Source organism: Leclercia sp. Marseille-Q4284 (genome assembly GCF_916618945.1).
GTDB lineage: Bacteria > Pseudomonadota > Gammaproteobacteria > Enterobacterales > Enterobacteriaceae > Enterobacter > Enterobacter tamurae.
This window is the reverse complement of the sequence record NZ_CAKAKG010000001.1, coordinates 1,001,661-1,026,936: the sequence shown is the minus strand read 5'-3', so window position 1 is coordinate 1,026,936 and position 25,276 is coordinate 1,001,661. Positions and strand designations below refer to the sequence as shown.

Annotated in this window: 19 protein-coding genes; 14 read left to right on the top strand and 5 right to left on the bottom strand. The window is 59.1% G+C overall.

Annotated features, from left to right (window positions below):
- Window positions 1-21 precede the first annotated feature (21 nt).
- Complete coding sequence (gene dcd, locus LG383_RS04655; protein ID WP_106993508.1) at window positions 22-603, bottom strand: dCTP deaminase; 582 nt, start codon at window positions 601-603, stop codon at window positions 22-24.
- A gap of 91 nt (window positions 604-694) precedes the next feature.
- Window positions 695-1,336 (bottom strand): uridine kinase, encoded by a 642-nt coding sequence (udk, locus tag LG383_RS04650; RefSeq protein ID WP_032612454.1) that lies wholly within the window; start codon window positions 1,334-1,336, stop codon window positions 695-697.
- Between the two features lie 333 nt (window positions 1,337-1,669).
- On the opposite strand from udk, the gene LG383_RS04645 reads away from it, so the two are divergent.
- Window positions 1,670-4,999 (top strand): diguanylate cyclase, encoded by a 3,330-nt coding sequence (locus LG383_RS04645; RefSeq protein ID WP_225759505.1) that lies wholly within the window; start codon window positions 1,670-1,672, stop codon window positions 4,997-4,999.
- Here LG383_RS04645 and alkA read toward each other — a convergent pair.
- Complete coding sequence (gene alkA, locus LG383_RS04640; protein ID WP_225758440.1) at window positions 4,970-5,833, bottom strand: DNA-3-methyladenine glycosylase 2; 864 nt, start codon at window positions 5,831-5,833, stop codon at window positions 4,970-4,972. The genes LG383_RS04645 and alkA overlap by 30 nt on opposite strands.
- Before the next feature lie 133 nt (window positions 5,834-5,966).
- Here alkA and yegD point away from each other — a divergent pair, with 133 nt between their 5' ends.
- From yegD to baeR, 7 genes are all read left to right on the top strand, one after another.
- Window positions 5,967-7,319, top strand: a complete 1,353-nt coding sequence (yegD, locus tag LG383_RS04635; protein ID WP_225758439.1) for a molecular chaperone — start codon at window positions 5,967-5,969, stop codon at window positions 7,317-7,319.
- 247 nt (window positions 7,320-7,566) lie between these two features.
- On the top strand, window positions 7,567-8,799 hold the full coding sequence (locus LG383_RS04630) for an MdtA/MuxA family multidrug efflux RND transporter periplasmic adaptor subunit (protein ID WP_225758438.1): 1,233 nt from the start codon (window positions 7,567-7,569) through the stop codon (window positions 8,797-8,799).
- Entirely contained in the window at window positions 8,799-11,924 is a 3,126-nt protein-coding gene (locus LG383_RS04625; RefSeq protein WP_225758437.1) for an MdtB/MuxB family multidrug efflux RND transporter permease subunit, read from the top strand. Before LG383_RS04630 ends, LG383_RS04625 begins: the two co-directional genes overlap by 1 nt.
- Window positions 11,925-15,002 carry a multidrug efflux RND transporter permease subunit MdtC gene (mdtC, locus tag LG383_RS04620; protein WP_225758436.1) on the top strand — a complete coding sequence of 1,026 codons (3,078 nt, stop codon included), beginning with the start codon at window positions 11,925-11,927 and terminating at the stop codon, window positions 15,000-15,002. It begins immediately after the preceding gene.
- Window positions 15,002-16,417, top strand: a complete 1,416-nt coding sequence (locus LG383_RS04615; RefSeq protein ID WP_225758435.1) for an MFS transporter — start codon at window positions 15,002-15,004, stop codon at window positions 16,415-16,417. The genes mdtC and LG383_RS04615 overlap by 1 nt, the downstream gene beginning before the upstream one ends.
- The gene (baeS, locus tag LG383_RS04610) at window positions 16,414-17,817 is read left to right on the top strand and encodes a two-component system sensor histidine kinase BaeS (protein WP_106993515.1); all 1,404 of its coding nucleotides are present in this window, start codon (window positions 16,414-16,416) and stop codon (window positions 17,815-17,817) included. The genes LG383_RS04615 and baeS overlap by 4 nt, the downstream gene beginning before the upstream one ends.
- Window positions 17,814-18,536 (top strand): two-component system response regulator BaeR, encoded by a 723-nt coding sequence (gene baeR / locus LG383_RS04605; RefSeq protein ID WP_106993516.1) that lies wholly within the window; start codon window positions 17,814-17,816, stop codon window positions 18,534-18,536. The genes baeS and baeR overlap by 4 nt, the downstream gene beginning before the upstream one ends.
- A 39-nt stretch (window positions 18,537-18,575) precedes the next feature.
- Here the strand turns inward: baeR and LG383_RS04600 are convergent, their stop codons facing one another.
- Both LG383_RS04600 and LG383_RS04595 read right to left on the bottom strand, forming a co-directional pair.
- Window positions 18,576-19,319, bottom strand: coding sequence for a MerR family transcriptional regulator (locus LG383_RS04600; protein ID WP_225758434.1), 744 nt, complete (start codon window positions 19,317-19,319; stop codon window positions 18,576-18,578).
- 114 nt (window positions 19,320-19,433) lie between these two features.
- Entirely contained in the window at window positions 19,434-20,654 is a 1,221-nt protein-coding gene (locus tag LG383_RS04595) for a diguanylate phosphodiesterase (protein ID WP_225758433.1), read from the bottom strand.
- A 304-nt stretch (window positions 20,655-20,958) separates the two neighbouring features.
- On the opposite strand from LG383_RS04595, the gene ycgZ reads away from it, so the two are divergent.
- The 6 genes from ycgZ to yegS all read left to right on the top strand — a co-directional run bounded on the left by ycgZ (window position 20,959) and on the right by yegS (window position 25,275).
- Entirely contained in the window at window positions 20,959-21,198 is a 240-nt protein-coding gene (ycgZ, locus tag LG383_RS04590; RefSeq protein ID WP_106993519.1) for a regulatory protein YcgZ, read from the top strand.
- A 139-nt stretch (window positions 21,199-21,337) separates the two neighbouring features.
- A complete protein-coding gene (locus LG383_RS04585) occupies window positions 21,338-21,652 on the top strand; it encodes a hypothetical protein (RefSeq protein ID WP_106993520.1) in 315 nt (104 codons plus the stop codon).
- 50 nt (window positions 21,653-21,702) lie between these two features.
- Complete coding sequence (locus LG383_RS04580; protein ID WP_106993569.1) at window positions 21,703-21,969, top strand: biofilm development regulator YmgB/AriR family protein; 267 nt, start codon at window positions 21,703-21,705, stop codon at window positions 21,967-21,969.
- 172 nt (window positions 21,970-22,141) lie between these two features.
- Window positions 22,142-23,503 carry a tRNA 5-hydroxyuridine modification protein YegQ gene (yegQ, locus tag LG383_RS04575; protein ID WP_225758432.1) on the top strand — a complete coding sequence of 454 codons (1,362 nt, stop codon included), beginning with the start codon at window positions 22,142-22,144 and terminating at the stop codon, window positions 23,501-23,503.
- Between the two features lie 406 nt (window positions 23,504-23,909).
- On the top strand, window positions 23,910-24,248 hold the full coding sequence (locus tag LG383_RS04570) for an anti-adapter protein iraM (protein ID WP_106993522.1): 339 nt from the start codon (window positions 23,910-23,912) through the stop codon (window positions 24,246-24,248).
- A 127-nt stretch (window positions 24,249-24,375) separates the two neighbouring features.
- On the top strand, window positions 24,376-25,275 hold the full coding sequence (gene yegS, locus LG383_RS04565) for a lipid kinase YegS (RefSeq protein WP_106993523.1): 900 nt from the start codon (window positions 24,376-24,378) through the stop codon (window positions 25,273-25,275).
- The last annotated feature ends 1 nt before the right edge of the window (window position 25,276 follow it).

The window sequence follows — 25,276 nt, the reverse complement described above, 5'->3', positions numbered from 1 at the left end:
CTCAATGGACCGGATTTAAGCTCAGTCTTTATCAATACGACTGGCGACCGCACCCTGCTGGTCGCGATATTTTGCATCCTGGCGGGCGTTATACGGACGGGCCGCCGGACCGGTTAACGGCTCAAAGCTCAACGCGCCGATCATCATGCCCGGGCGCAGCGCCAGCGGCAGTTTACCCGCGTTGAAGAATTCCAGCACGATCCGCCCGGACCAGCCGGGATCGATACGGTGCGCGGTGACGTGCACCATCAGCCCCAGACGCGCCAGAGAGGAGCGCCCGTCGAGCCAGCCCACCAGATCTGCCGGCAGGGTAATAGACTCAAAGGTGACCGCCAGCGCCAGTTCACCCGGGTGCAGGTAAAACGCATCGCCATCGGCCAGCACGATTTCATCGCTCATCACCCGATCGAGTGCCGCGCTGACTTCATCTTTCGGTCCGCTCAGGTCGATAAAGGGCGCGGTATGACCGCTGAAGGTACGAAACTTATTCCCCAGACGCACATCGACGGTGACGCCGTTAATCCGCTCGACCGGCGGGCGCGGGGTGATGGTCAGACGGCCTTCGTCCAGCCAGGCTTCAATATCTCGGTCACAAAGACGCATGCCACTTTCTCCTTTGGTGCATCGCGCCCTCTGGCCAACAAAGCCGGAGGGCGAACCCGATTATCTTTGAACGGTACACAATTCGCGCGTGTTATTCAAAAAACTGGCTGATTTTCGCTTTCAGAATATCAATGGCAATGCGGTTTTTACCCCCGCGCGGCACGATGATATCGGCATACTGTTTGGAAGGCTCAATGAACTGCAGGAACATTGGGCGTACCGTTTTCTGGTACTGCGCCATGACTGAATCCATGGAGCGGCCGCGTTCGTTCACGTCACGTTTGATGCGTCGCATCAGGCAGATATCCAGCGGGGTATCGACAAAAATCGAGAAGTTCATCGACTCGCGCAGACGGGCGTCGGTCAGCAGCAGGATCCCTTCGAGAATGATGACCTTTTTCGGGGCAATGCGAACGGTTTCCTGCAGACGGGTGTGTTCAACATAGCTATACACCGGCAGCTCAATGGCGGTGCCGTTCTTCAGGGCCTGAAGGTGCTGGAATAACAGGCTGTGATCCATCGCGCTGGGATGGTCATAGTTGGTCTTAACACGCTCTTCCATCGACAGATGGCTTTGATCTTTGTAGTAGCTGTCTTCTGGAATGACACCGATGTGCTCATCACCGACCTGTTCACGTAATTCACGGTAAAGCGTACTGGCAATGAGACTTTTACCTGAAGCCGATGCGCCGGCGATGCCTATAATGACGCACTGATGAGACTTATCAGTCATAAATTGAGTAACCTGGATGTAAGGAAGGACGACGCCTGAGCGTCAAACGCGGCAATTATAGGGATTTCACGGGCCTGATACCAGTCGAATAGAAATGTTATGCGAGACGGGTTCAAAGTCCAGGCGGATCGTCCCTGCCATAAATTTTCCCGCTCACTTTTTCAGCACCCAGGATGAAATCTTTGCAGGATAAGTATTTAATAACTCTGTGATGTCAAATTATGAGCGCCTACCATATTAATTGTAAATTGTTTGTACTAGCATGATTCAAATTAGAAATGAATTCGTCCGGAGTTGGCTCCTGGCGGCATGGCGTCTTCGGATAAAGCGGTAATGAATAAAAAATACCAGCGCGTTTTGGTAACTACGCCACATCCTTTACTACGGCTTGTCAGTCTTGGTCTGGTTACCTTCATCTTCACTCTTTTCTCGCTTGAATTAACGCGTTTCGGAACATTTCTGGCACCTTTATGGTTCCCGACCGCCATTATGATGGTGGCGTTTTATCGCCACGCCGGGAAGATGTGGCCCGGGATCGCCCTCGCCTGCACCCTCGGTAACATCTGTGCCTCCGGGCTGATCTTCTCCTGGGAGTCGCTCAACCTGTGGTTCGCCGGCATCAACATCGCAGAGGCCTTCGTCGGGGCCCTGCTGCTGCGTAAACTGCTCCCCAGCTACAATCCCCTGCAGAACCTCGGAGACTGGATCCGTCTGGCCATCGGGAGCGCCGTGATCCCTCCCCTGCTGGGCGGAGTGCTGATTTATCTGCTGGTACCAAATGACGAGCCCGTGCGCAGTTTTCTGGTCTGGGTGCTGTCGGAGTCCATCGGCTCGCTGGCGCTGGTGCCGTTAGGCCTGCTGTTCAAACCGCACTATCTTCTGCGTCACCGCAATCCGCGCCTGCTGTTCGAAACGCTGCTGACCATGGTGGTAACGCTGATCCTGAGCTGGATCGCCCTGCAGTTTCTGCCGTGGCCGTTTACGGCCATTATTGTTCTGCTGATGTGGAGCGCCGTGCGTCTCCCGCGCCTGGAAGCCTTCCTGGTGTTCCTCGTCACGGTGATGATGGTGTCGTTGATGATCGCCAAAAATCCCACCTCGCTGGTGACGCAAAATGCCAGCGTGATGATCAACGCCCCCTGGCTGCCGTTCCTGATGATGCTGCTGCCCGCCAACGTCATGACCATGGTGATGTATGCGTTCCGCGCAGAGCGCAAGCACATTACCGAGAGCGAAGAGCGCTTCCGCAATGCGATGGAGTATTCCGTCATCGGCATGGCGCTGGTCAGCACCGACGGCCAGTGGCTGCAGGCCAATAAAGCCCTGTGTCAGTTCCTCGGCTACAGCCAGTCAGAGCTGCGCGCCCTTAACTTCCAGCAGTTAACCTGGCCGGAAGATCTGGAAAGCGACCTGGAGCAGCTGGACCAGCTGTTAAAGGGCGAAATCAACAGCTACTCGCTGGAGAAACGTTACTACACCCGTAATGGGGAGGTGGTCTGGGCGCTACTGGCGGTGTCGCTGGTGCGTCACGCCGACGGCACGCCGCTCTACTTTATCGCCCAGATCGAAGACATTAACGATCTCAAGCATACCGAATGGGTCAATAAGCGCCTGATGGAGCGTATTACCCTGGCCAACGAAGCGGGCGGGATCGGCATCTGGGAGTGGGACGTCAAACCTAACGTCATCAGCTGGGACAAGCGTATGTTCGAGCTGTACGAAGTTCCGGCCCACGTTAAACCCACCTGGCAGCTGTGGCACGAGTGCATGCTGCCGGAAGATCGCGCCCAGGCAGAACAGGTGGTGCGCGATGCGCTGGCGGCCCGTATCCCCTTCAAGCTGGAGTTCCGTATCCGGGTGAAAGACGGTATTCGCCATATCCGCGCCCTGGCAAACCGGGTGCTGAATAAACAGGGTGAAGTGGAACGTCTGCTCGGCATCAATATGGACATGACCGAGGTCAAGGAGCTGAATGAGGCGCTGTTCCAGGAAAAAGAGCGTCTGCATATTACCCTCGACTCCATCGGTGAAGCGGTGCTCTGTACCGACGTGAATATGAATGTCACCTTTATGAACCCGGTGGCGGAGAAGATGAGCGGCTGGCTGCAGCAGGATGCGCTGGGGCAACCGATCCTCTCGGTGCTGCATATTACCTTCGGGGATAACGGCCCGCTGATGGAGAACATTCACAGCGGGGATATGTCCCGGACCGACATCGAACAGGACGTGGTGCTGCACAGCCGCAACGGCGGCAGCTACGATATCCACTACAGCATTACCCCACTCAGCACCCTCGACGGACAGAATATCGGCTCGGTGCTGGTCATTCAGGACGTCACCGAGTCGCGCAAAATGCTGCGCGAGCTGAGCTACAACGCCTCGCACGATGCCCTCACCCACCTGGCGAACCGCGTCAGCTTCGAATCCTATCTCAAGCGGATGTTACATACCGTGCAGGAGACCCGTCAGCGTCACGCGCTGGTGTTTATCGATCTGGACCGCTTTAAGGCGGTCAACGACACGGCTGGCCACGCGGCGGGGGATGCCCTGCTGCGGGAGCTGTCGTCGCTGATGCTCAGCATGCTGCGCTCCACCGACATGCTGGCGCGCCTTGGCGGGGATGAGTTCGGCCTGCTGCTGCCGGACTGCAATACCGAAAGCGCGCGCTACATAGCGGGTCGCATCATTGACGCCATCAACGAGTATCACTTTATGTGGGAGGGCCGCCTGCACCGGATCGGTGCCAGCGCCGGGATCACCCAGATCGACGAGCGCAACAATCAGGCCTCTGAGGTGATGTCGCAGGCCGATATCGCCTGCTACTCCTCGAAAAATAACGGTCGCGGCGTGGTGACGGTGTATGAGCCGCAGCAGGAACGGATGCACAACGCGCCGGGCACCATCTCCCTCGACGAGCAGTGGCATATGATCAAAGACAATCATCTGCTGATGATCGCCCGCAGCGTCGCCTCACCGCGGGTTCCCGAGAGCAGCACCTTCTGGATGCTGGCCCTGCGTCTGTGGACCAACGACGGCGAGATGCTGGAAGAGCAAGCCTTCCGGGCCGGACTGGCGGAGCCTGAGTTAATTCACGCCCTCGACAGACGGATCCTGCAGGAGTTTTTCCGCAATTTCGCCACGCCACTGACCAGCAAAGGCACCGGGGTCGCCCTGCCGCTGTCGATGGCCGGTCTTGCCAGCGCCACGCTGGTGGATGAGCTGCTGGAGATGCTGAGCGCCAGTCCGCTGCAGCCGCGTCTGCTGCATCTGGTGGTGCACGTCAGCGTGCTGACGCTGGAGGATGAGCACTCCCGCAACAATCTGGATAAACTGCGCCAGGCCGGATGCCGCATTATCCTGAGCCATGTTGGTCGCGATATGGAGGTGTTCAACCACCTGAGCGCGCAAATGGCCGATTACCTGCTCCTCGATCCGGAGCTGGTGGTTAACGTCCACGGTAATCTGATGGATGAGATGCTGGTGACCATTATTCAGGGCCATGCCCAGCGTCTGGGCATCAAGACCATTGCCGGGCCGAGCAACCAGCCGATCATGATGGACACCCTCTCCGGCATTGGTATCGACTATATCTTCGGCAACACCATCGGTGAGCCGCAGCCGCTGGAACTGCTGCTAAATACCAGTTATTTCGGCATCAACTGACGGCGTCCAGCCGTCGGTGTACCAGATGTGCAGCAGGGCGTACGAGCGCCACGGCTGCCAGCGTTCGGCATAGCGGCGGATTTGCGCCGGGGTCATCCCGGCAAAACGCTGCTTAATCAGATAGTCATCCGCCAGAAAGACATCTTTTGCCTGCCAGCCGCGCAGGGCAAAGTAGTTCGCCGTCCAGCGGCCAATCCCCGGCCGGGTCTGCAGCGCTTTTATCGCGCTGGCGATATCCTCCGGGGCCTCCGCCGGGAAATCCCCTGCTACCACCGACTGCGCCAGATGGATCAGCGCTTCCGCGCGCTTCAGCGGCATACCCAGCGCCTTCAGCGCCAGCGGATCGGCCCCTGCCACCGCGGCAGGTTCCGGGAAGCAGCGATAGCCCGGCGCTTCCGGCAGGGGGTCGCCAGTCAGCGCCACCAGCTTCGCGGTCAGCTTCGCCGCCATCGCCACGCTGACCAGCTGCCCGAGGATGGCGCGCACCCCCTGCTCCCAGGTATCCATTGAACCCGGCAGGCGCAGGCCGGGGCGCGCGGCCCCGAGGGTGCCGAGGGTAGCGGCGATCTGCTGCGGATCGCAGTGCAGATCGAACAGGCGGGTGATGCGTTCCAGACAGAGATCGGCAATCGGCAGCAGCCCGTCGCTGAGCACCACCTCCAGCGTGCCCCCGGGATGCGGCGTGACGTGGATCAGCCCCCGATGGCCCTGGCAGGCAAAGCTGCGGGTGTAGTCAGTGGCGGTCACGATTTCAATCCCGGCCACCGCACGATCGCCAAGAAATTTCAACATCCATTGCCAGTCATAGGGCGGCTGCCAGGTGAGGGTAAACATCGTCGCTCCTTTTGTTGTCCTGTCTCAGCATAAACGGAGATGGCGGGTTGCGCCTTGCTTTCATATTCCTGTTGTCGCCAGCCTGACATTTCGCTAAAGTCTCGCCCCTTCTCAATGGCATGGGGACGCTGACGTGTTTATCGGATTTGACTATGGCACCGCCAACTGCTCTGTAGCAGTAATGCAAAACGGGCAGCCGCAGCTGCTGAAAATGGAAAATAACAGCACGCTGCTGCCGTCGATGCTCTGCGCACCGACCCGCGAGGCGGTGAGCGAGTGGCTGTACCGCCATCACCAGGTTCCGGCCACCGGCACGGAAACGCAGGCGCTGCTGCGCCGCGCGGTCAACTTTAACCGCGACGAAGATATCGATGTCACCCCGGGTAGCGTGCAGTTCGGACTGTCGTCGCTGGGTCACTATATTGAGGACCCGGAGGAGGTGTACTTCGTTAAGTCACCGAAATCCTTCCTCGGTGCCAGCGGCCTGAAGCCGCAGCAGGTGGCGCTGTTTGAAGATCTGGTCTGCGCCATGATGCTGCATATTCGCCAGCAGGCGCAGTCCCAGCTGACGGAAGAGATCACCCAGGCGGTGATTGGCCGTCCGATCAACTTCCAGGGGCTGGGTGGCGATGAGGCTAACCAGCAGGCGCAGGGGATCCTCGAGCGTGCCGCCCAGCGCGCCGGGTTCCGAGACGTGGTGTTCCAGTACGAGCCGGTTGCTGCTGGTCTCGATTTTGAAGCGACCCTGAGCGGTGAAAAACGGGTGCTGGTAGTGGATATCGGCGGCGGGACCACCGACTGCTCGCTGCTGCTGATGGGCCCACAATGGCAACAGCGCCGGGATCGCGAAACCAGCCTGCTGGGACACAGCGGCTGCCGTATCGGCGGTAACGACCTGGATATCGCCCTCGCCTTCCGGAGCCTGATGCCGCTGCTCGGTATGGGCGGCCAGACCGAAAAAGGCACCGCCCTGCCGATCCTGCCGTGGTGGAACGCCGTGGCGATCAACGATGTGCCTGCCCAGAGTGATTTTTACAGCGTCGCCAATGGACGTTTTCTTAACGATCTGGTGCGCGACGCCCAGGACGGCGATAAAGTGGCGCTGCTGCATAAAGTGTGGCGTCAGCGTCTGAGCTATCGCGTCGTGCGCAGCGCGGAAGAGAGCAAAATTGCGCTCTCGGAGGCCGCAGAGCATGCCGTAACGCTGCCGTTCATCAGCGATGAGCTGGCGACCGCCATCAGCCAGCAGGGGCTGGAAGCGGCGCTGGCGCAGCCGTTACAGCGCATTCTGGAACAGGTGCAGCTGGCGCTGGATAACGGCAACGAAAAGCCGGACGTGATCTATCTCACCGGCGGTAGCGCCCGTTCACCGCTGATCAAAAAAGCGCTGGCGCAGCAGTTGCCGGGTATCCCGATTGCCGGGGGCGATGATTTTGGCTCCGTCACCGCCGGGCTGGCCCGTTGGGCGCAGGTGGTCTTCAGCTAAGGTGGAAATGCCGGGTGGCGGCTGCGCTTGCCCGGCCTACAACTGGTGCGGCCTGTTGCCCTCACCCCGCCCTCTCCCACAGGGAGAGGGAGAAAACACTAAAAACGACAACTTGCGTTGCCGTTTTGCTTTCACCTCCATTCAGACAATTCCAGACAGTCTTCCATATTTCCTCCATTTTTCTGCTCCATTGCCTCACTAAACTAGTATTATTTTCCGCACAGTTTCAGGATGAGTACGTATAACGATGAAAGGCCGCAATAAATCCCGCTGGGTAATCGCCGCTGGCATCATTGTGGTGGCCCTTGCCGCCGCGTGGTACTGGCATCAACACTCTTCGACCCCTGCTGGTGCGTCAAGCCAGGCGCAGCGCCCGGCAGGCGGTGGACGCCACGGGATGCGCAGCGGTCCTCTGGCGCCGGTGCAGGCCGCGACCGCGGTCAGTAAATCCGTGCCGCGCTATCTCTCCGGGCTCGGCACCATCACTGCCGCCAACACCGTTACCGTGCGCAGCCGCGTCGACGGACAGTTGATCGCCCTCCACTTCCAGGAAGGGCAGCAGGTGAAAGCGGGCGATCTGCTGGCGGAAGTCGATCCCAGCCAGTTCAAGGTCGCGCTGGCTCAGGCCCAGGGACAGCTGGCGAAAGACACCGCCACCCTCGCCAATGCCCGCCGCGATCTGGCCCGCTATCAACAACTGGTGAAAACCAACCTCGTCTCCCGCCAGGAGCTTGATGCCCAGCAGGCGCTGGTGAGCGAAAGCCTCGGCACCATCAAAGCGGATCAAGCCGCCGTGGCCAGCGCGCAGCTCCAGCTCGACTGGAGCCGCATCACCGCCCCTATCGACGGGCGCGTGGGTTTAAAACAGGTGGATATCGGCAACCAGATCTCCAGCGGCGATACCACCGGGATCGTGGTGCTCACTCAGACTCACCCTATCGACCTGGTGTTTACCCTGCCGGAGAGCGATATCGCCACCGTGATCCAGGCGCAAAAAGCCGGGCAGAGCTTAACCGTGGAAGCCTGGGATCGCGCCAACAAGCAGAAGCTGAGCGACGGCACCCTGCTGAGCCTCGACAACCAGATCGACACCACCACCGGCACCATCAAGCTGAAAGCGCGCTTCAACAATCAGGACGACGCCCTGTTCCCGAACCAGTTTGTTAACGCCCGGATGCTGGTGGCCACCGAAGAGAATGCGGTAGTGATCCCGACCGCAGCCCTGCAGATGGGTAACGAAGGCAACTTCGTCTGGGTGCTGAACAGCGACAACAAAGTCAGCAAACACCTGGTGAAACCGGGCATTCAGGACAGCCAGAGCGTGGTGATTGCCGCCGGGCTGTCGGCAGGCGACCGCGTGGTGACCGACGGCATCGACCGTCTGACCGAAGGGGCAAAAGTGGAAGTGGTGGAAGCCCACAGCGACACCCCTGCCGCACCTGCTAAACGCGACCATAAAAAACAGGGAGAGAACGCCTGATGCAGGTGATGCCCCCGAGCGCTACAGGCGGGCCGTCACGTCTGTTTATCCTGCGCCCTGTTGCCACCACCCTGTTGATGGTGGCGATCCTGCTGGCGGGGATCATCGGCTACCGCTTCCTGCCGGTCTCTGCCCTGCCGGAAGTGGATTACCCCACCATTCAGGTGGTGACGCTTTATCCTGGCGCCAGCCCGGACGTAGTGACCTCGGCCATTACCGCCCCGCTGGAGCGCCAGTTTGGCCAGATGTCGGGCCTGAAGCAGATGTCTTCCCAGAGTTCCGGCGGTGCGTCAGTGGTGACATTACAGTTCCAGCTCAGCCTGTCGCTGGATGTTGCCGAGCAGGAGGTGCAGGCCGCGATCAACGCCGCCACCAACCTGCTGCCCTCCGACCTGCCTAACCCGCCGGTCTACAGCAAGGTCAACCCGGCGGATCCGCCGATCATGACCCTCGCCGTCACCTCCTCCGCCATGCCGATGACCCAGGTCGAAGACATGGTGGAAACCCGGGTGGCGCAGAAGATCTCCCAGGTCTCCGGCGTCGGGCTGGTGACCCTCTCCGGCGGCCAGCGCCCGGCGGTTCGCGTCAAGCTGAACGCCCAGGCGATCGCCTCTCTCGGCCTGACCAGCGAAACCATCCGCACCGCCATCAGCAACGCCAACGTCAACTCGGCGAAAGGCTCCCTCGATGGCCCGACCCGGGCGGTGACGCTCTCCGCCAACGACCAGATGCAGTCCGCGGATGAGTATCGTCAGCTGATTGTCGCGTACCAGAACGGGGCCGCGATCCGCTTAGGCGACGTGGCAACCGTTGAGCAAGGGGCAGAAAACAGCTGGCTCGGGGCGTGGGCCAACAAGCAGCAGGCGATCGTGATGAACGTCCAGCGCCAGCCGGGGGCGAATATCATCGATACCGCCGACAGCATCCGCGCCATGCTGCCAACGCTTATCGACAGCCTGCCGAAATCCGTCAGCGTCAAGGTGCTGTCGGACCGCACCACCAACATCCGCGCCTCGGTCAGCGACACCCAGTTTGAGCTGATGCTGGCGATTGCGCTGGTGGTGATGATCATCTACCTGTTCCTGCGCAACGTTCCGGCGACCATTATTCCCGCCGTGGCGGTGCCGCTGTCGCTGGTGGGCACCTTCGCGGTGATGGTGTTCCTCGACTTCTCGATTAACAACCTGACCCTGATGGCTCTGACTATCGCCACCGGCTTCGTGGTGGATGACGCCATCGTGGTGATCGAGAACATCTCCCGCTATATCGAAAAAGGCGAAAAGCCGCTGGCGGCGGCGCTGAAAGGGGCCGGTGAGATCGGTTTCACCATTATCTCCCTCACCTTCTCGCTGATTGCGGTGCTGATCCCGCTGCTGTTTATGGGCGATATCGTCGGCCGCCTGTTCCGCGAGTTTGCCGTAACCCTGGCGGTGGCGATCCTCATCTCAGCGGTGGTCTCCCTGACCCTGACGCCGATGATGTGCGCCCGCATGCTGAGCCACGAGTCCCTGCGCAAGCAGAACCGCTTCTCCCGCGCTTCAGAGCGGATGTTTGAGCGCATTATTGCCGCCTATGGCCGCATGCTGGCAAAAGTGCTCAACCACCCGTGGGCGACCCTCGGCGTGGCGCTCGGCACCCTGGCCCTGAGCGTGCTGCTGTGGGTGATGATCCCGAAAGGCTTCTTCCCGATCCAGGATAACGGCATTATTCAGGGCACCCTCCAGGCGCCGCAGTCGGTGTCGTTCGCCAGCATGGCCCAGCGCCAGCAGGCGGTCTCGGAAGCGATCATGAAAGATCCGGCGGTGGAGAGCCTGACCGCCTTCGTCGGGGTCGACGGCACCAACCCGTCGCTCAACAGCGCCCGCCTGCAGATCAACCTCAAGCCGCTGGACGATCGTGACGACCGGGTGAATACGGTGATCGACCGCCTGCAGAGCGCGGTGGCAAAAGTTCCGGGCGTGGAGCTGTACCTGCAGCCGACCCAGGATCTGACCATCGACACCACGGTGAGCCGCACCCAGTATCAGTTCACCCTGCAGGCCACCAGCCTCGAGGCCCTCAGCACCTGGGTGCCGCAGCTGGTGGATGAGCTACAGCAGCTGCCGCAGCTCTCCGACGTCAGCAGCGACTGGCAGGACAAAGGCCTCGCGGCATACATCAACGTCGATCGCGACAGCGCCAGCCGCCTGGGGATCTCCATGGCGGACGTGGATAACGCGCTGTACAACGCCTTCGGCCAGCGCCTGATCTCCACCATCTACACCCAGGCCAACCAGTACCGGGTGGTGCTGGAGCACGATACCCAACAGACGCCAGGCCTGGCGGCGCTCGATTCGGTGCGCCTGACCAGCAGCAGCGGCGGGATTGTGCCGCTCAGCGCCATCGCCAAAGTGGAGGAGCGCTATACCCCGCTGGCGGTGAACCATCTGGATCAGTTCCCGTCCACCACCATCTCGTTTAACGTCCCGGACGATTACTCGCTGGGCGAAGCGGTGCAGGCCATCACCGACGCGGAGAAAAACCTCAGCTTCCCGACCGACATCCAGACCAAATTCCAGGGCAGCACCCTCGCCTTCCAGGCGGCGCTCGGGAGCACCATCTGGCTGATCGTTGCCGCGGTGGTGGCGATGTACATCGTGCTGGGGGTGCTGTATGAGAGCTTTATCCACCCGATCACCATTCTCTCGACCCTGCCGACCGCAGGCGTGGGGGCCCTGCTGGCGCTGATGCTGGCGGGCAGCGAGCTGGACGTGATTGCGATCATCGGCATCATCCTGCTGATCGGCATCGTCAAGAAGAACGCCATCATGATGATCGACTTTGCCCTCGCCGCCGAGCGTGAGCAGGGCATGCCGCCGCGGGAGGCGATCTATCAGGCCTGCCTGCTGCGTTTCCGTCCGATCCTGATGACCACCCTCGCGGCGCTGCTCGGTGCCCTGCCGCTGATGCTCAGCACCGGGGTCGGGGCCGAGCTGCGCCGTCCGTTAGGCATCGGCATGGTTGGCGGTCTGCTGGTGAGCCAGGTGTTGACCCTGTTCACCACTCCGGTGATCTACCTGCTGTTTGACCGGTTAGCGCTGTGGACCAAAAGCCGCTTCCCGAAACGTGACGAAGAGGAGGCGTAAGTGAAGTTTTTCGCCCTCTTCATTTACCGCCCGGTGGCGACGATTTTGATTTCGCTGGCCATCACTCTCTGCGGCGTACTTGGCTTCCGGCTGCTGCCGGTCGCCCCGCTGCCGCAGGTGGATTTCCCGGTGATCATGGTCAGCGCCTCGCTGCCCGGGGCTTCGCCGGAGACCATGGCCTCGTCGGTGGCGACGCCGCTGGAGCGCTCCCTCGGGCGCATTGCCGGGGTCAACGAGATGACCTCCAGCAGCTCCCTTGGCAGCACGCGCATCATCCTCGAGTTCAATTTTAACCGCGACATCAACGGCGCGGCGCGGGACGTGCAGGCGGCGATCAATGCCGCGCAAAGCCTGCTCCCGAGCGGGATGCCGAGCCGGCCGACCTACCGCAAAGCCAACCCGTCTGACTCGCCGATCATGATCCTGACCCTGACCTCGGATACTTACTCCCAGGGGCAGTTGTACGACTTCGCCTCCACCCAGCTGGCGCAGACCATCGCCCAGATCGACGGCGTGGGCGATGTCGACGTTGGCGGCAGCTCCCTGCCCGCGGTGCGCGTGGGGCTGAATCCGCAGGCGCTGTTTAACCAGGGCGTGTCGCTGGATGACGTGCGCAGCGCCATCAGCAACGCCAACGTGCGTAGACCTCAGGGTTCAGTGGAGGATGCCAGCCAACGCTGGCAGATCCAGACCAACGACGAGCTGAAAACCGCCGCGGAATATCAGCCCTTAATCATCCACTACAACAACGGCGCGGCGGTGCGCTTAAGCGACGTGGCGAGCGTCACCGACTCGGTGCAGGACGTGCGCAACGCCGGGATGACCAACGCCAAACCGGCAATTTTGCTGATGATCCGCAAGCTGCCGGAAGCCAACATTATTGAGACGGTGAACAGCATCCGCGCCCGTCTGCCGGAGCTGCAGGAGACTATTCCGGCAGCCATCGACCTGCAGATCGCCCAGGACCGCTCCCCCACCATCCGCGCCTCGCTGGAGGAGGTGGAGCAGTCGCTGATCATCTCGGTAGCGCTGGTGATCCTGGTGGTGTTCCTGTTCCTGCGCTCCGGACGCGCAACGCTGATCCCGGCGGTGGCGGTGCCGGTATCGCTGATCGGCACCTTTGCCGCCATGTACCTGTGCGGATTCAGCCTCAACAACCTGTCGCTGATGGCCCTGACCATCGCCACCGGCTTTGTGGTGGATGACGCCATCGTGGTGCTGGAGAACATCTCCCGCCACCTCGAAGCGGGGATGAAACCGCTCCAGGCGGCGTTGCAGGGCAGCCGGGAAGTGGGCTTTACGGTGCTCTCCATGAGCCTGTCGCTGGTGGCGGTGTTCCTGCCCCTGCTGCTGATGGACGGCCTTCCGGGGCGTCTGCTGCGGGAATTTGCGGTGACGCTGTCGGTGGCGATCGGCATTTCGCTGTTAGTCTCCTTAACCCTGACGCCGATGATGTGCGGCTGGATGCTCAAGCGCAGCCCGCCCCAGTCGCAGCCGCGCAAAAAAGGCTTTGGCCGGATGCTGATGGCGCTGCAGGAAAGTTATGGCAAATCGCTGAAGTGGGTGCTGAACCACACCCGGATCGTCGGCCTGGTGCTGATCGGCACCATCGCGCTTAACGTCTGGATGTACATCACCATCCCAAAAACCTTCTTCCCGGAGCAGGACACCGGGGTGCTGATGGGCGGCATTCAGGCCGACCAGAGCATCTCCTTCCAGGCGATGCGCGGCAAGCTGCAGGATTTCATGAAGATCATCCGTGAAGACCCGGCCGTGGATAACGTCACCGGCTTTACCGGCGGCTCAAGGGTCAACAGCGGGATGATGTTTATCACCCTCAAGGCGCGCGACGAGCGCAACGAAACCGCCCAGCAGGTGATCGACCGCCTCAGGGTGAAACTCGCCAAAGAGCCGGGGGCGAACATGTTCCTGGTGGCAGTGCAGGATATCCGCGTCGGCGGGCGTCAGTCGAACGCCAGCTACCAGTACACCCTGCTGTCGGACGATCTCGCCGCCTTGCGGGAGTGGGAGCCGAAAATTCGTAAGGCGCTTGCGGCCCTGCCGGAGCTGGCGGACGTTAACTCCGATCAGCAGGACAACGGTGCGGAGATGGCCCTGACCTACGATCGCGAAACCATGTCCCGACTGGGCATCGATGTCAGTGCCGCCAACAGCCTGCTGAACAACGCCTTCGGTCAGCGGCAGATCTCCACTATCTATCAGCCGATGAACCAGTACAAGGTGGTAATGGAGGTTGATCCGCGCTACACCCAGGACATCAGTGCCCTGGATAAGATGTTTGTGATTAATAACGACGGCAAGGCGATCCCGCTGTCGTACTTCGCCCGCTGGCAGCCTTCGAACGCGCCGCTGTCGGTGAACCACCAGGGGTTGTCGGCGGCGTCGACGGTGTCGTTTAACCTGCCGACCGGCAAATCCCTGTCGGAAGCCAGCGAGGCCATTAATCGCGCCATGACCCAGCTCGGGGTGCCGTCAACGGTGCGCGGCAGCTTTGCCGGTACCGCTCAGGTATTCCAGGAGACCATGAACTCGCAGGTGATCCTGATTCTGGCGGCGATTGCCACGGTCTATATCGTCCTCGGGGTGCTGTATGAGAGCTACGTCCATCCGCTGACCATTCTCTCCACCCTCCCCTCGGCGGGCGTGGGGGCGCTGCTGGCGCTGGAGCTGTTTGGCGCGCCCTTCAGCCTGATTGCCCTGATTGGCATTATGCTGTTAATCGGGATCGTAAAGAAAAACGCCATCATGATGGTCGACTTTGCGCTGGAGGCGCAACGCAACGGCAACATGACCCCGCAGGAGGCGATCTTCCAGGCCTGCCTGCTGCGTTTTCGTCCGATCATGATGACTACCCTGGCGGCGCTGTTTGGAGCTCTGCCGTTGGTGATCTCCGCAGGTGACGGCGCAGAGCTGCGTCAGCCGCTGGGGATCACCATTGTCGGCGGGCTGGTGATGAGCCAGCTGCTGACCCTGTACACCACCCCGGTGGTCTATCTGTTCTTTGATCGCTTACGGGTGCGTTTTTCACGTAAACAGAAAGAGACGGTAACCGGCTAATGACTGATCTCCCCGCCAACGTTCGCTGGCAGCTATGGATTGTCGCCTTCGGCTTTTTTATGCAGGCCCTGGATACGACCATCGTTAATACCGCCCTCCCCTCAATGGCGCAAAGCCTGGGGGAGAGCCCGCTGCATATGCATATGGTGATCGTCGCCTATGTGCTGACGGTGGCGGTAATGCTGCCCGCCAGCGGCTGGCTGGCGGACAAGGTCGGGGTGCGTAATGTCTTCTTTACCGCCATCGTGCTGTTTACCGCCGGATCGCTGTTCTGCGCCCGGGCAGAGACGCTGAACGGGCTGGTGATGGCCCGGGTGTTGCAGGGCGTTGGCGGGGCGATGATGGTTCCGGTCGGCAGGCTGACGGTGATGAAGATCGTCCCGCGCGCGCAGTACATGGCGGCGATGACCTTCGTCACCCTGCCCGGCCAGGTGGGGCCGCTGCTCGGCCCGGCCCTCGGCGGAATGCTGGTGGAGTATGCCTCCTGGCACTGGATCTTCCTGATTAACCTGCCGGTGGGCATTATCGGGGCGATCGCCACCCTCTGGCTGATGCCGAACTACAAAATGCAGACCCGGCGCTTCGATCTGGTGGGTTTCTTCCTGCTGGCGGCGGGCATGGCGACCCTCACCCTGGCGCTGGACGGGCAGAAAGGGCTGGGGATCTCCACCCTGTCACTGGCCGGACTGGTCGCTATCGGGGTGATCTCCATTCTCTGGTATCTGTGGCATGCCCGGGATAACGATCGCGCCCTGTTCAGCCTGAGCCTGTTTCGTAATACCACCTACCGGCTGGGGCTGCTCGGCAGCTTTGTCGGGCGCATCGGCAGCGGGATGCTGCCGTTTATGACCCCGGTCTTTTTGCAGATTGGCCTCGGTTATTCGCCGTTCCACGCCGGGCTGATGATGATCCCGATGGTGCTTGGCAGCATGGGGATGAAGCGCATTGTAGTCCAGGTGGTGAACGCGATCGGCTATCGCCGGGTGCTGGTGGCCTCCACCCTCGGGCTGGCGCTGGTGAGCCTGCTGTTTATGGCCGTGGCGCTGCTGGGCTGGTACTACGTCCTGCCGCTGGTGCTGTTCTGCCAGGGGATGATCAACTCCATCCGCTTCTCGTCCATGAACACGTTGACCCTGAAAGATCTGCCCGACGAGCAGGCGAGCAGCGGCAACAGCCTGCTGTCGATGATTATGCAGCTATCGATGAGCGTCGGGGTGACCATCGCCGGGCTGCTGCTGGGCATGTACGGCCAGCAGCACCTGACCACCGACAGTCCCGTCGTCCATCAGGTATTCCTCTACACCTACCTGAGCATGGCGTTGATTATCGCCCTGCCGGCCATTGTTTTCGCCCGGGTCCCGGATGATACCAGCAAGAATGTCGTCCTCAGGCGGCGCAAAAGGAGTGAACCATGAAGTTCTGGCGGCCCGGCATTACCGGCAAGCTGTTTCTGGCCATCTTTGCCACCTGCATCGTATTGCTGATCACCATGCACTGGGCGGTGCGGGTCAGCTTTGAGCGCGGCTTTATCGACTACATCAAACACGGTAACGAGCAGCGGCTACAGGGGTTAAGCGATGCCCTGGCCGAGCAGTACGCCCTGCACGGCAACTGGCGTTTTTTACGCAACAATGACCGGTTTATCTTCCAGATCCTGCGCTCGCTGGAGCACGACACCGACGACGATCGCCCCGGCCCCGGCATGCCTCCCCACGGCTGGCGGACCCAGTTCTGGGTGATCGACCAGGAGATGCGGGTGCTGGTCGGCCCGCGCGCCCCGGTGCCGCCGGACGGTACGAAGCGGGCCATTACGGTGAACGGCGCTGCCGTCGGCTGGGTGATCGCCTCTCCGGTGGAGCGGCTGACGCGCAATACCGACATCAACTTTGACCGGCAGCAGCGCCAGACCAGCTGGCTGATTGTCGCCCTCTCCACCCTGCTGGCGGCCCTGGCGACCTTCCCGCTGGCGCGTGGACTCTTAGCCCCGGTAAAACGGCTGGTGGAAGGCACGCATCAACTGGCGGCGGGGGATTTCACCACCCGGGTGGATACCCGCAGCCAGGACGAACTGGGCAAGCTGGCGCAGGACTTTAACCAGCTCGCCAGTACCCTGGAGAAGAACCAGCAGATGCGGCGGGATTTTATGGCCGATATCTCCCACGAGCTACGCACCCCGCTGGCGGTGCTGCGCGGCGAGCTGGAGGCGATTCAGGATGGCGTGCGCCAGTTCACCCCGGAATCCGTCACCTCATTACAGGCGGAAGTCGGCACGCTGACCAAGCTGGTGGACGACCTGCATCAGCTATCGATGTCCGACGAGGGGGCGCTGGCCTATCAGAAAGCGCCGGTGGATGTGATTAACATTCTGGAAATGGCCAGCGGCGTCTTCCGCGAACGCTTTGCCAGCCGCGACCTGCGCATCGAGCTGTCGTTGCCGGAGAACGCGGTGGTGTTTGGCGATCGCGACCGGCTGATGCAGCTCTTCAACAACCTGCTGGAAAACTGCCTGCGCTATACCGACCCCGGGGGCATGCTGCGTATTTCCGGCAAATGCGAAGATCACCGTTTTGCGCTGACCTTTGCCGACACCGCGCCCGGCGTCTCTGACGAGCAGCTCAACAGGCTGTTTGAACGTTTTTATCGCACCGAAGGCTCCCGCAACCGTGCCAGCGGCGGCTCCGGCCTGGGGCTGGCGATCTGCGTCAACATCGTTGAGGCCCACGGGGGCACCATCCGCGCCGCCCATTCGCCTTTTGGCGGGGTTAGCATTACAGTAGAGCTACCGCTGGAACGCGATTTATCGAGAGAAGTATGACTGAGTTACCCATTGACGAAAACACACCCCGCATCCTGATCGTGGAGGATGAGCCTAAGCTTGGGCAGTTATTAATCGACTATCTGCGGGCGGCAAGTTATGCCCCGTCGCTTATCAGCCACGGCGATCAGGTTCTGCCGTATGTGCGCCACACCCCGCCGGATCTGATCCTGCTCGATCTGATGCTGCCCGGCACCGACGGCCTGACCCTGTGCCGCGAGATCCGCCGCTTCTCTGAAGTGCCGATCGTGATGGTGACCGCCAAAATCGAAGAGATCGACCGCCTGCTGGGGCTGGAGATCGGCGCCGATGATTACATCTGCAAACCCTACAGCCCGCGCGAAGTGGTCGCCCGGGTGAAAACCATTCTCCGCCGCTGCAAACCGCAGCGTGAATTGCAGGCGCTGGATGCCGAAAGTCCGTTGATCATCGACGAAAGCCGTTTCCAGGCCAGCTGGCGCAGCAAGCTGCTGGATCTGACCCCCGCCGAGTTCCGCCTGTTGAAAACCCTCTCCCACGAGCCGGGCAAGGTCTTCTCCCGCGAGCAGCTGCTGAACCATCTGTATGATGACTACCGGGTGGTGACCGACCGTACCATCGACAGCCATATCAAAAACCTGCGTCGCAAGCTGGAATCCCTCGACGCGGATCAGTCGTTTATTCGGGCGGTATATGGCGTGGGGTATCGCTGGGAAGCGGATGCGTGCCGTATGGGATAGTATGAGGAAAAACAGTACCCGCTGCGGCGGGTAAGCCGATCAGGCCGCGTTCGCCGCGCCGTATGCCCTGATGGCATAGCCCTGCTTTTGCCAGTGGTCCAGCTGCTGAAGCTGTTCCGGAGAAATCACCCGGCCCGTCCAGACCAGAATTTGTTGCCCGGGGAAGAACTCAGGATGGGGTAAATCAAGGGGTTCGGCAAAGACATCAATGCGCCAGCCTTGCTGAGATAAGCGCCAGCCCTCCAGCCACAGACCAGTACGGTCCTCAATCCCCCACCCGATCAGTAAAGCATCCCTGCCCGCTTTAACACGCGAGGCCGTGAGGCTTGATACGGCATGCTCAATCAGAATGCCATCCAGCAGACTGCGCATGGCGCGTGCAGTATCACGATCGAGGCTCAGGGTATTGCGCAGGGGCTCAAAGACGGTGTCAATCAGGGTATCCACCGGATGGAGCGCAATGAAGGCCGCAATTTTCGCACGCAGTTTGGTCGGGTTAACCTGGCGTAACGTACCAATCATCTCTTCCTGCAGCGCAGACCAGTCGCCGGGCTCAGGCGCTTTTCCTTGATCAAGCAGCGCTTTGACCTTGCCAACCGGCACGCCACGCTCAATCCAGCGCTTGATCTCTTCAATGCGCAGGATGTCGTCGTCATCAAATTGTCGATGCCCGCCTTCGCTGCGCTGAGGCTTGAGCAACCCGTACCGGCGCTGCCATGCGCGCAGGGTAACGGGGTTTATGCCGCAGCGTTCAGCCACATCGCCAATACTGTAAAAGGCCATCGATTCTCCCTTCCTGACCGATATATTCGTTACCCAAGGTAACGAATCTCACCGGGGTGTACAACTTGTTATATTGTACAACAGAATTGTATCACTGCCCGATGAGTATCAGTTTCAGAAGGTGTCGCGCGGCTCAGGCCATGACACAGGCGGGATGCCGGCCAGTTGAGGGTGGGCAAACAGGTGTCCCTGGAAGTGAGAAATCCCGGCGGATTCGAGCCACATCCACTCTTCTGGCTGCTCAACACCGACCACGGAGATCAAAATTTCCAAAGCTGTACAACATTTGATGATGGCCAGCACGATAGCCTGGCGTGGACCGCTCTTGTGCACGTCGCGGATCAGGTCACGGTTAATCTTAATCCGGTCTGGCTGGAACTGCGCCAGCAGCAGCAGCCCGGCAAAACCGCCGCCGAAGTGGTCGATGGTCACGCCGATCCCGGCGGCCTTTAACTCACGCACCGCGCCGGTGAACTCGTCGAGACGGGAGATGACTTCGTTCTCCGTAAACTCCACCACGATCTGCTCAGGCACCAGCCCGTTGGCCTCTATCTCCTGAATCAGATAGCTGACCGCATTGGGCACGTTGACCAGCGTCATCGGGAGCAGGTTTACAGAGAGGCTCTGATCGCCCAGCCCCAGCGCACTGGCCATCGCAAACGCAACGCTCTTACTTTTCAGATCGGCTTCGTAGAGTTCATCCCCCACATACCCTTCGAACCAGTTCCCGGACAGGGCCCCTTCCGGGGTGCGGATCAGGGCTTCCAGCGAGACAATTTCCCGCGCCAGCGGATCGATAATCGGCTGGAAGGCAAAGTTGCACACCTCGCTGTAGCGCCGCGTCAGGGAGCGAACGCTGGGGGCGTCATTATCGGCAATAAAGTCCCACTGCTCCCCTGACGGCAGCTCAAAGTAGTTCTCTTTTTCACTCTCCTCGACGAAGGTTCTGAAGAACTGCAGCGACCTGTCGTTATAGGTTAACTGATACTTGGTCGTGCCTTTATCCAGTACGTTTTGCAGGACCTCTTCAGGATCGTATCGACGTAAATCAAAGAGTTCCATACCGCACTTACCGAAGCGCCGCGAGGGAGAATAATCGCACAGCAGCTCCACCACGTTGTGGTGGCGCGGGTCTTCACATATGGCGCGGTAAATGGCTCTTACGCTCTCCTCGGGTCCTTCCAGCAGTTGAAAAAAGAGCTTGCCGTTGAACAGAAGAATGCCGCTGACCCCGGCTTCGCTGTTCTTTTTGTTTGCTGCAACAACCATGTCTTCCAGCACAGTAACCGGTACGTGGTCACGGTAGTGACTACGGTAAATGATGGTAGTGAGCATATGTTTCCAATAGAGGAGGTGAATGAAAGTCCACGGTATCAGATGGTTGGTGTTACGTCTTGTTAACCCATCCGGGGCTGGCGTCGCCCTTTTCCTGTTACGGAAATAACGGTAAAAATCACCGAAAATGTACAATATTTTCTTTCTATTTTGCCAATTTTATTACGGTTAACATATTGATATTTATTGTTTAGCACGTAATGATCAAAATATATTTGTTAAGTTGTACAATTAGCCTGTACAGTATTCCTCAGTTAACAAGACATTAACCATTTTTTAGCTCTGCGGATTTCAGGAGTGACATATGCGCGAGAACGGGTTTGCACCGAATACAGCCAATGCCATTACCCAGTATTTTAATAAAGCAAACCAGCCTTCCCAGCAGGAAACGCTGGGACAAATCGTCGTGGAGCTCCTTCGGGAAGGGAAAATCCTCAACCGAAAATCCATCTGCACCCGACTGCTTTACCGGATGGAACAGGCAACGGATCAGGAAGAGGAGAGCCGTTACCAGACGCTGATTGGCCTGCTGTTTGATCGTTAAGAGACGTACGCCCACAGCTGCTAATTGAATTGTTTTCAAGTCAGTTTTTTCTTCGGGACACTTTTTTTATACTGTCGCCACAGACTGACTTAATGCCGCAATTCCTCTTACAGGTAGGTGTGGCAACAGAGACGTAGTTATGAACAGAAGTGACCATGAACGACTTACTGATGAACTTATTGGCGAAGCCACTCTTTCTCTGCTTAAGGATAACGGCCCCATCAGCATGAAGCTTTTGCTGCAAAGGCTGCAACAGATGTTATCGACAGAGCGAGACGGCCAGCGTCGGAATGTGCTTTCCCAAATCATCCTGGAAATATCCAACGATGGTAAGGGCGGCGCGCAACGCAAGCCGATGAATGAACAGCAGGAATGGGACACGGATGGTCGAAACAACAGCAATGTGTATCCCCTGTTTGGCACCAGACAGCAAGCCGACAGCAAAAAACACTGACTGTATTATTCATTTATTAACCTAACCGGTGCGACACTATGAGTCAGGCTATGCTCCAGAAATCAGACTTTTATGACCAACTGCCTAATGCTGCGTTATCCAACTATTTCCGTAGCGCCGGTGGTTTGTTAGCCGAAGAGTGGGCGCTGCTGGAATCCGTTGTGGGCGCGATTGTGGAAGCGAAGGAACCGCTGACCAACAAAGCGATTATTTTACGCTTGATCCAGCAGATTGAGTCCACACGCGACGTTGTCAGAGCGGATATCATCCGTAAAACGCTGGAAATTATTGTCGATCATACCCAGGACGATCTCTAATCGCCCCGGTGAATGAAACGCCGACGGTACTGTCCTGCCGTCGGCGTTTTGTTATCTGAAGGATTTACCTCCCCGCCCCGCAGCGTTACAATGCCCGCCCTTAAAGTATGGGATCTCCTCCCGGCGCCCACCTGGTGTGCGCATCTGACCTGTCATCAGAACGAGAACAAACATGTTTAAACCGGAACTCCTCTCCCCGGCGGGAACGCTGAAAAATATGCGTTACGCCTTCGCCTATGGCGCCGATGCCGTCTATGCGGGCCAACCGCGTTACTCGCTGCGCGTGCGTAATAATGAATTCAACCACGAGAATCTGCAGCTCGGCATCAACGAAGCCCACGCGCAGGGGAAAAAATTCTACGTGGTGGTGAACATCGCGCCGCATAACGCCAAGCTGAAAACCTTTATCCGCGACCTGAAGCCGGTGGTGGAGATGGGGCCGGATGCGCTGATCATGTCGGACCCGGGTTTAATCATGCTGGTGCGGGAGAACTTCCCGGAGATGGATATTCACCTCTCGGTGCAGGCCAATGCCGTTAACTGGGCGACGGTGAAATTCTGGCAGCAGATGGGGCTGACCCGCGTGATCCTCTCCCGCGAGCTGTCTCTGGAAGAGATCGAAGAGATCCGCAGCCAGGTTCCCGAAATGGAGCTGGAGATTTTCGTCCACGGTGCGCTGTGCATGGCCTACTCTGGCCGTTGCCTGCTCTCGGGTTATATCAACAAGCGTGACCCGAACCAGGGCACCTGTACCAACGCCTGCCGCTGGGAATATAAGGTCCAGGAAGGGAAGCAGGATGATGTCGGTAACATCGTGCACAAGCACGAGCCGATCCCGGTGCAGACCATTGAGCCGACGCTGGGCATCGGGGCGCCGACCGATAGCGTGTTTATGATTGAAGAGGCCCAGCGCCCGGGCGAGTACATGACCGCGTTCGAAGACGAGCACGGCACCTACATCATGAACTCAAAAGATCTGCGCGCCATCGCCCACGTTGAGCGCCTGACCCAGATGGGCGTGCACTCGCTGAAGATTGAAGGCCGCACCAAATCCTATTACTACTGCGCGCGTACCGCCCAGGTCTATCGCAAGGCGATCGACGACGCGGCGGCGGGCAAACCCTTCGACCCGACCCTGCTGGATACCCTGGAAGGGCTGGCGCACCGCGGCTATACCGAAGGCTTCCTGCGTCGTCATACCCACGATGATTACCAGAATTACGACTACGGTCACTCGCTTTCCGAGCGCCAGCAGTTTGTCGGTGAGTTCACCGGCGAGCGCAAAGGCCCTCTCGCAGCCGTGGCGGTGAAAAACAAATTCCTCGTGGGTAACAGCCTGGAGTTGATGACCCCGCAAGGCAACGTCAACTTCACCCTCGAACATATGGAAAACGGGAAAGGTGAAGCGGTATCGGTCGCGCCGGGAGACGGCCATACCGTCTGGCTGCCAGTGCCGGAAGATATTTCCCTGGATTATGCCCTGCTGATGCGTAATTTCACCGGAGAAAATACCCGTAATCCGCACGTCGGGTGATTTTAGGGGTTATTTTCTGGTATGAGATGATTCTTAGAATTCGATCACATACCGCTGCGTTTGATACGGGTATTATCCATGACGCTGAAAAACATAACCCATAAATGCTAGCTGTACCAGGAACCACCTCCTTAGCCTGAGTAATCTCCCTTACGCAGGCTAATTTTTTTGCCTAAAAAAACTCCGCCTTATTTTCTTAGCCTGTTTTTTAATCTCCCTTATAGGGCGTCACCTGCTCCCATGGTGGTATTTCATCCCCTTCGAAAATGGCTGTAACGTAAATTAAGTTATATTTACAACCAGAAACCCCAGGATTTATCAATTTATCAAATTCAGGGTTATCAACAGCCTGGGCGATGCTATTCTCTTTATGAATGAAATTTCACTTAAGGATAAGGAGAAATATATGTACTGGGTGGTTGAAAACAGGATGGTATGCCCGCGTACCGGAACAATATTTATACATGTTCTTACGGTTAAAAATCTCAGGCTAATCATCTGGTATAAAGGCGACTATTTTATCAGCATTGGTTCAGTCCTTGTTACCGGCCCCTTCGGCATTGCCATTGATGGCAGACTCAGAAAGCTTCACATCATGCGAACTTTTTCCTATAACCCCTCCTTTTGGTCATCATTACTGGCGAATTCAGGCTGTCCCGGCAACCATGGCAATTTGCTCACCCGCTGTGAACATCGCCAGGACTGCGTGTTCGCGTTATGCCCGTATGGCGCCATCGCCTCATAAAAGCCCGGTCCGAGTGGCGCACGTTTCGCCTCGCCACTCATTTAATTTTTATCCTTTCATCCTCTTCTTACCCGCTTTTGTCCGCGCTGCGATACACTTTTGAAAGATCAGCACAGGAGCAATGTGGATGGCGACCTATCCGGCAAGTTTATTAATTCTTAACGGCAAAGGGACAGGCAACGACCTGTTGCGCGAAGCCGTGACGCTTCTTCGGGAAGAAGGAGTGGTGATCCATGTCCGCGTGACATGGGAGAAAGGTGATGCAGCCCGTTATATTCAGGAAGCCTGCGACCTTGGGGTGGAGACCGTCATTGCGGGCGGCGGCGATGGCACCATCAATGAGGTGGCGACGGCGCTGATTGACCTGCCCGACGCGCAGCGTCCGGCGCTGGGTATTCTGCCGCTCGGCACCGCCAACGATTTTGCCACCAGCGCCGGGATCCCCGAGAGCCTCGACAAGGCCCTGCAGCTGGCGATCGCCGGTAAAGCCACGGCGGTGGATATCGCCCGGGTCAACGACACTACCTGCTTTATCAATATGGCGACCGGCGGGTTTGGCACCCGCATTACCAGCGAAACGCCGGAAAAAATGAAAGCCGCGCTGGGCGGTGTCTCGTACCTGATCCACGGTCTGGCGCGAATGGATTTACTCAAGCCTGATACGTGTGAAATTCGCGGCGAGAACTTTCGCTGGGAGGGCGATGCGCTGGTGATCGGTATCGGCAATGGCCGTCAGGCGGGAGGCGGGCAACAGCTCTGCCCGGATGCATTGATTAACGATGGACAGCTCCAGCTGCGCATTTTTTCCGCCAACGAACTGCTTCCGGCGCTGCTGACGACCCTGACCAGACCGGAAGAGAGCCCGAACGTCATCGACGGTCAGTCAGCCTGGTTTGAGGTCGTTGCCCCCCACGGCATGACCTTTAATCTGGATGGCGAACCGCTGAGCGGCGATCATTTCCGCATCGCGCTGTTGCCTGGCGCCCTCCAGTGCCGGTTGCCACCGGATTGTCCGTTACTCCGGTGAG

Coding starts and splice junctions, on each gene's coding strand:
- LG383_RS04580 (WP_106993569.1), top strand. CDS start 21,703: ATGCTCCAGAAATCAGACTTTTATGACCAACTGCCTAATGCTGCGTTA.
- dcd (WP_106993508.1), bottom strand. CDS start 603: ATGCGTCTTTGTGACCGAGATATTGAAGCCTGGCTGGACGAAGGCCGT.
- LG383_RS04595 (WP_225758433.1), bottom strand. CDS start 20,654: ATGCTCACTACCATCATTTACCGTAGTCACTACCGTGACCACGTACCG.
- alkA (WP_225758440.1), bottom strand. CDS start 5,833: ATGTTTACCCTCACCTGGCAGCCGCCCTATGACTGGCAATGGATGTTG.
- LG383_RS04615 (WP_225758435.1), top strand. CDS start 15,002: ATGACTGATCTCCCCGCCAACGTTCGCTGGCAGCTATGGATTGTCGCC.
- udk (WP_032612454.1), bottom strand. CDS start 1,336: ATGACTGATAAGTCTCATCAGTGCGTCATTATAGGCATCGCCGGCGCA.
- LG383_RS04585 (WP_106993520.1), top strand. CDS start 21,338: ATGAACAGAAGTGACCATGAACGACTTACTGATGAACTTATTGGCGAA.
- LG383_RS04630 (WP_225758438.1), top strand. CDS start 7,567: ATGAAAGGCCGCAATAAATCCCGCTGGGTAATCGCCGCTGGCATCATT.
- baeR (WP_106993516.1), top strand. CDS start 17,814: ATGACTGAGTTACCCATTGACGAAAACACACCCCGCATCCTGATCGTG.
- LG383_RS04645 (WP_225759505.1), top strand. CDS start 1,670: ATGAATAAAAAATACCAGCGCGTTTTGGTAACTACGCCACATCCTTTA.
- LG383_RS04600 (WP_225758434.1), bottom strand. CDS start 19,319: ATGGCCTTTTACAGTATTGGCGATGTGGCTGAACGCTGCGGCATAAAC.
- yegS (WP_106993523.1), top strand. CDS start 24,376: ATGGCGACCTATCCGGCAAGTTTATTAATTCTTAACGGCAAAGGGACA.
- baeS (WP_106993515.1), top strand. CDS start 16,414: ATGAAGTTCTGGCGGCCCGGCATTACCGGCAAGCTGTTTCTGGCCATC.
- ycgZ (WP_106993519.1), top strand. CDS start 20,959: ATGCGCGAGAACGGGTTTGCACCGAATACAGCCAATGCCATTACCCAG.
- LG383_RS04625 (WP_225758437.1), top strand. CDS start 8,799: ATGCAGGTGATGCCCCCGAGCGCTACAGGCGGGCCGTCACGTCTGTTT.
- LG383_RS04570 (WP_106993522.1), top strand. CDS start 23,910: ATGTACTGGGTGGTTGAAAACAGGATGGTATGCCCGCGTACCGGAACA.
- yegQ (WP_225758432.1), top strand. CDS start 22,142: ATGTTTAAACCGGAACTCCTCTCCCCGGCGGGAACGCTGAAAAATATG.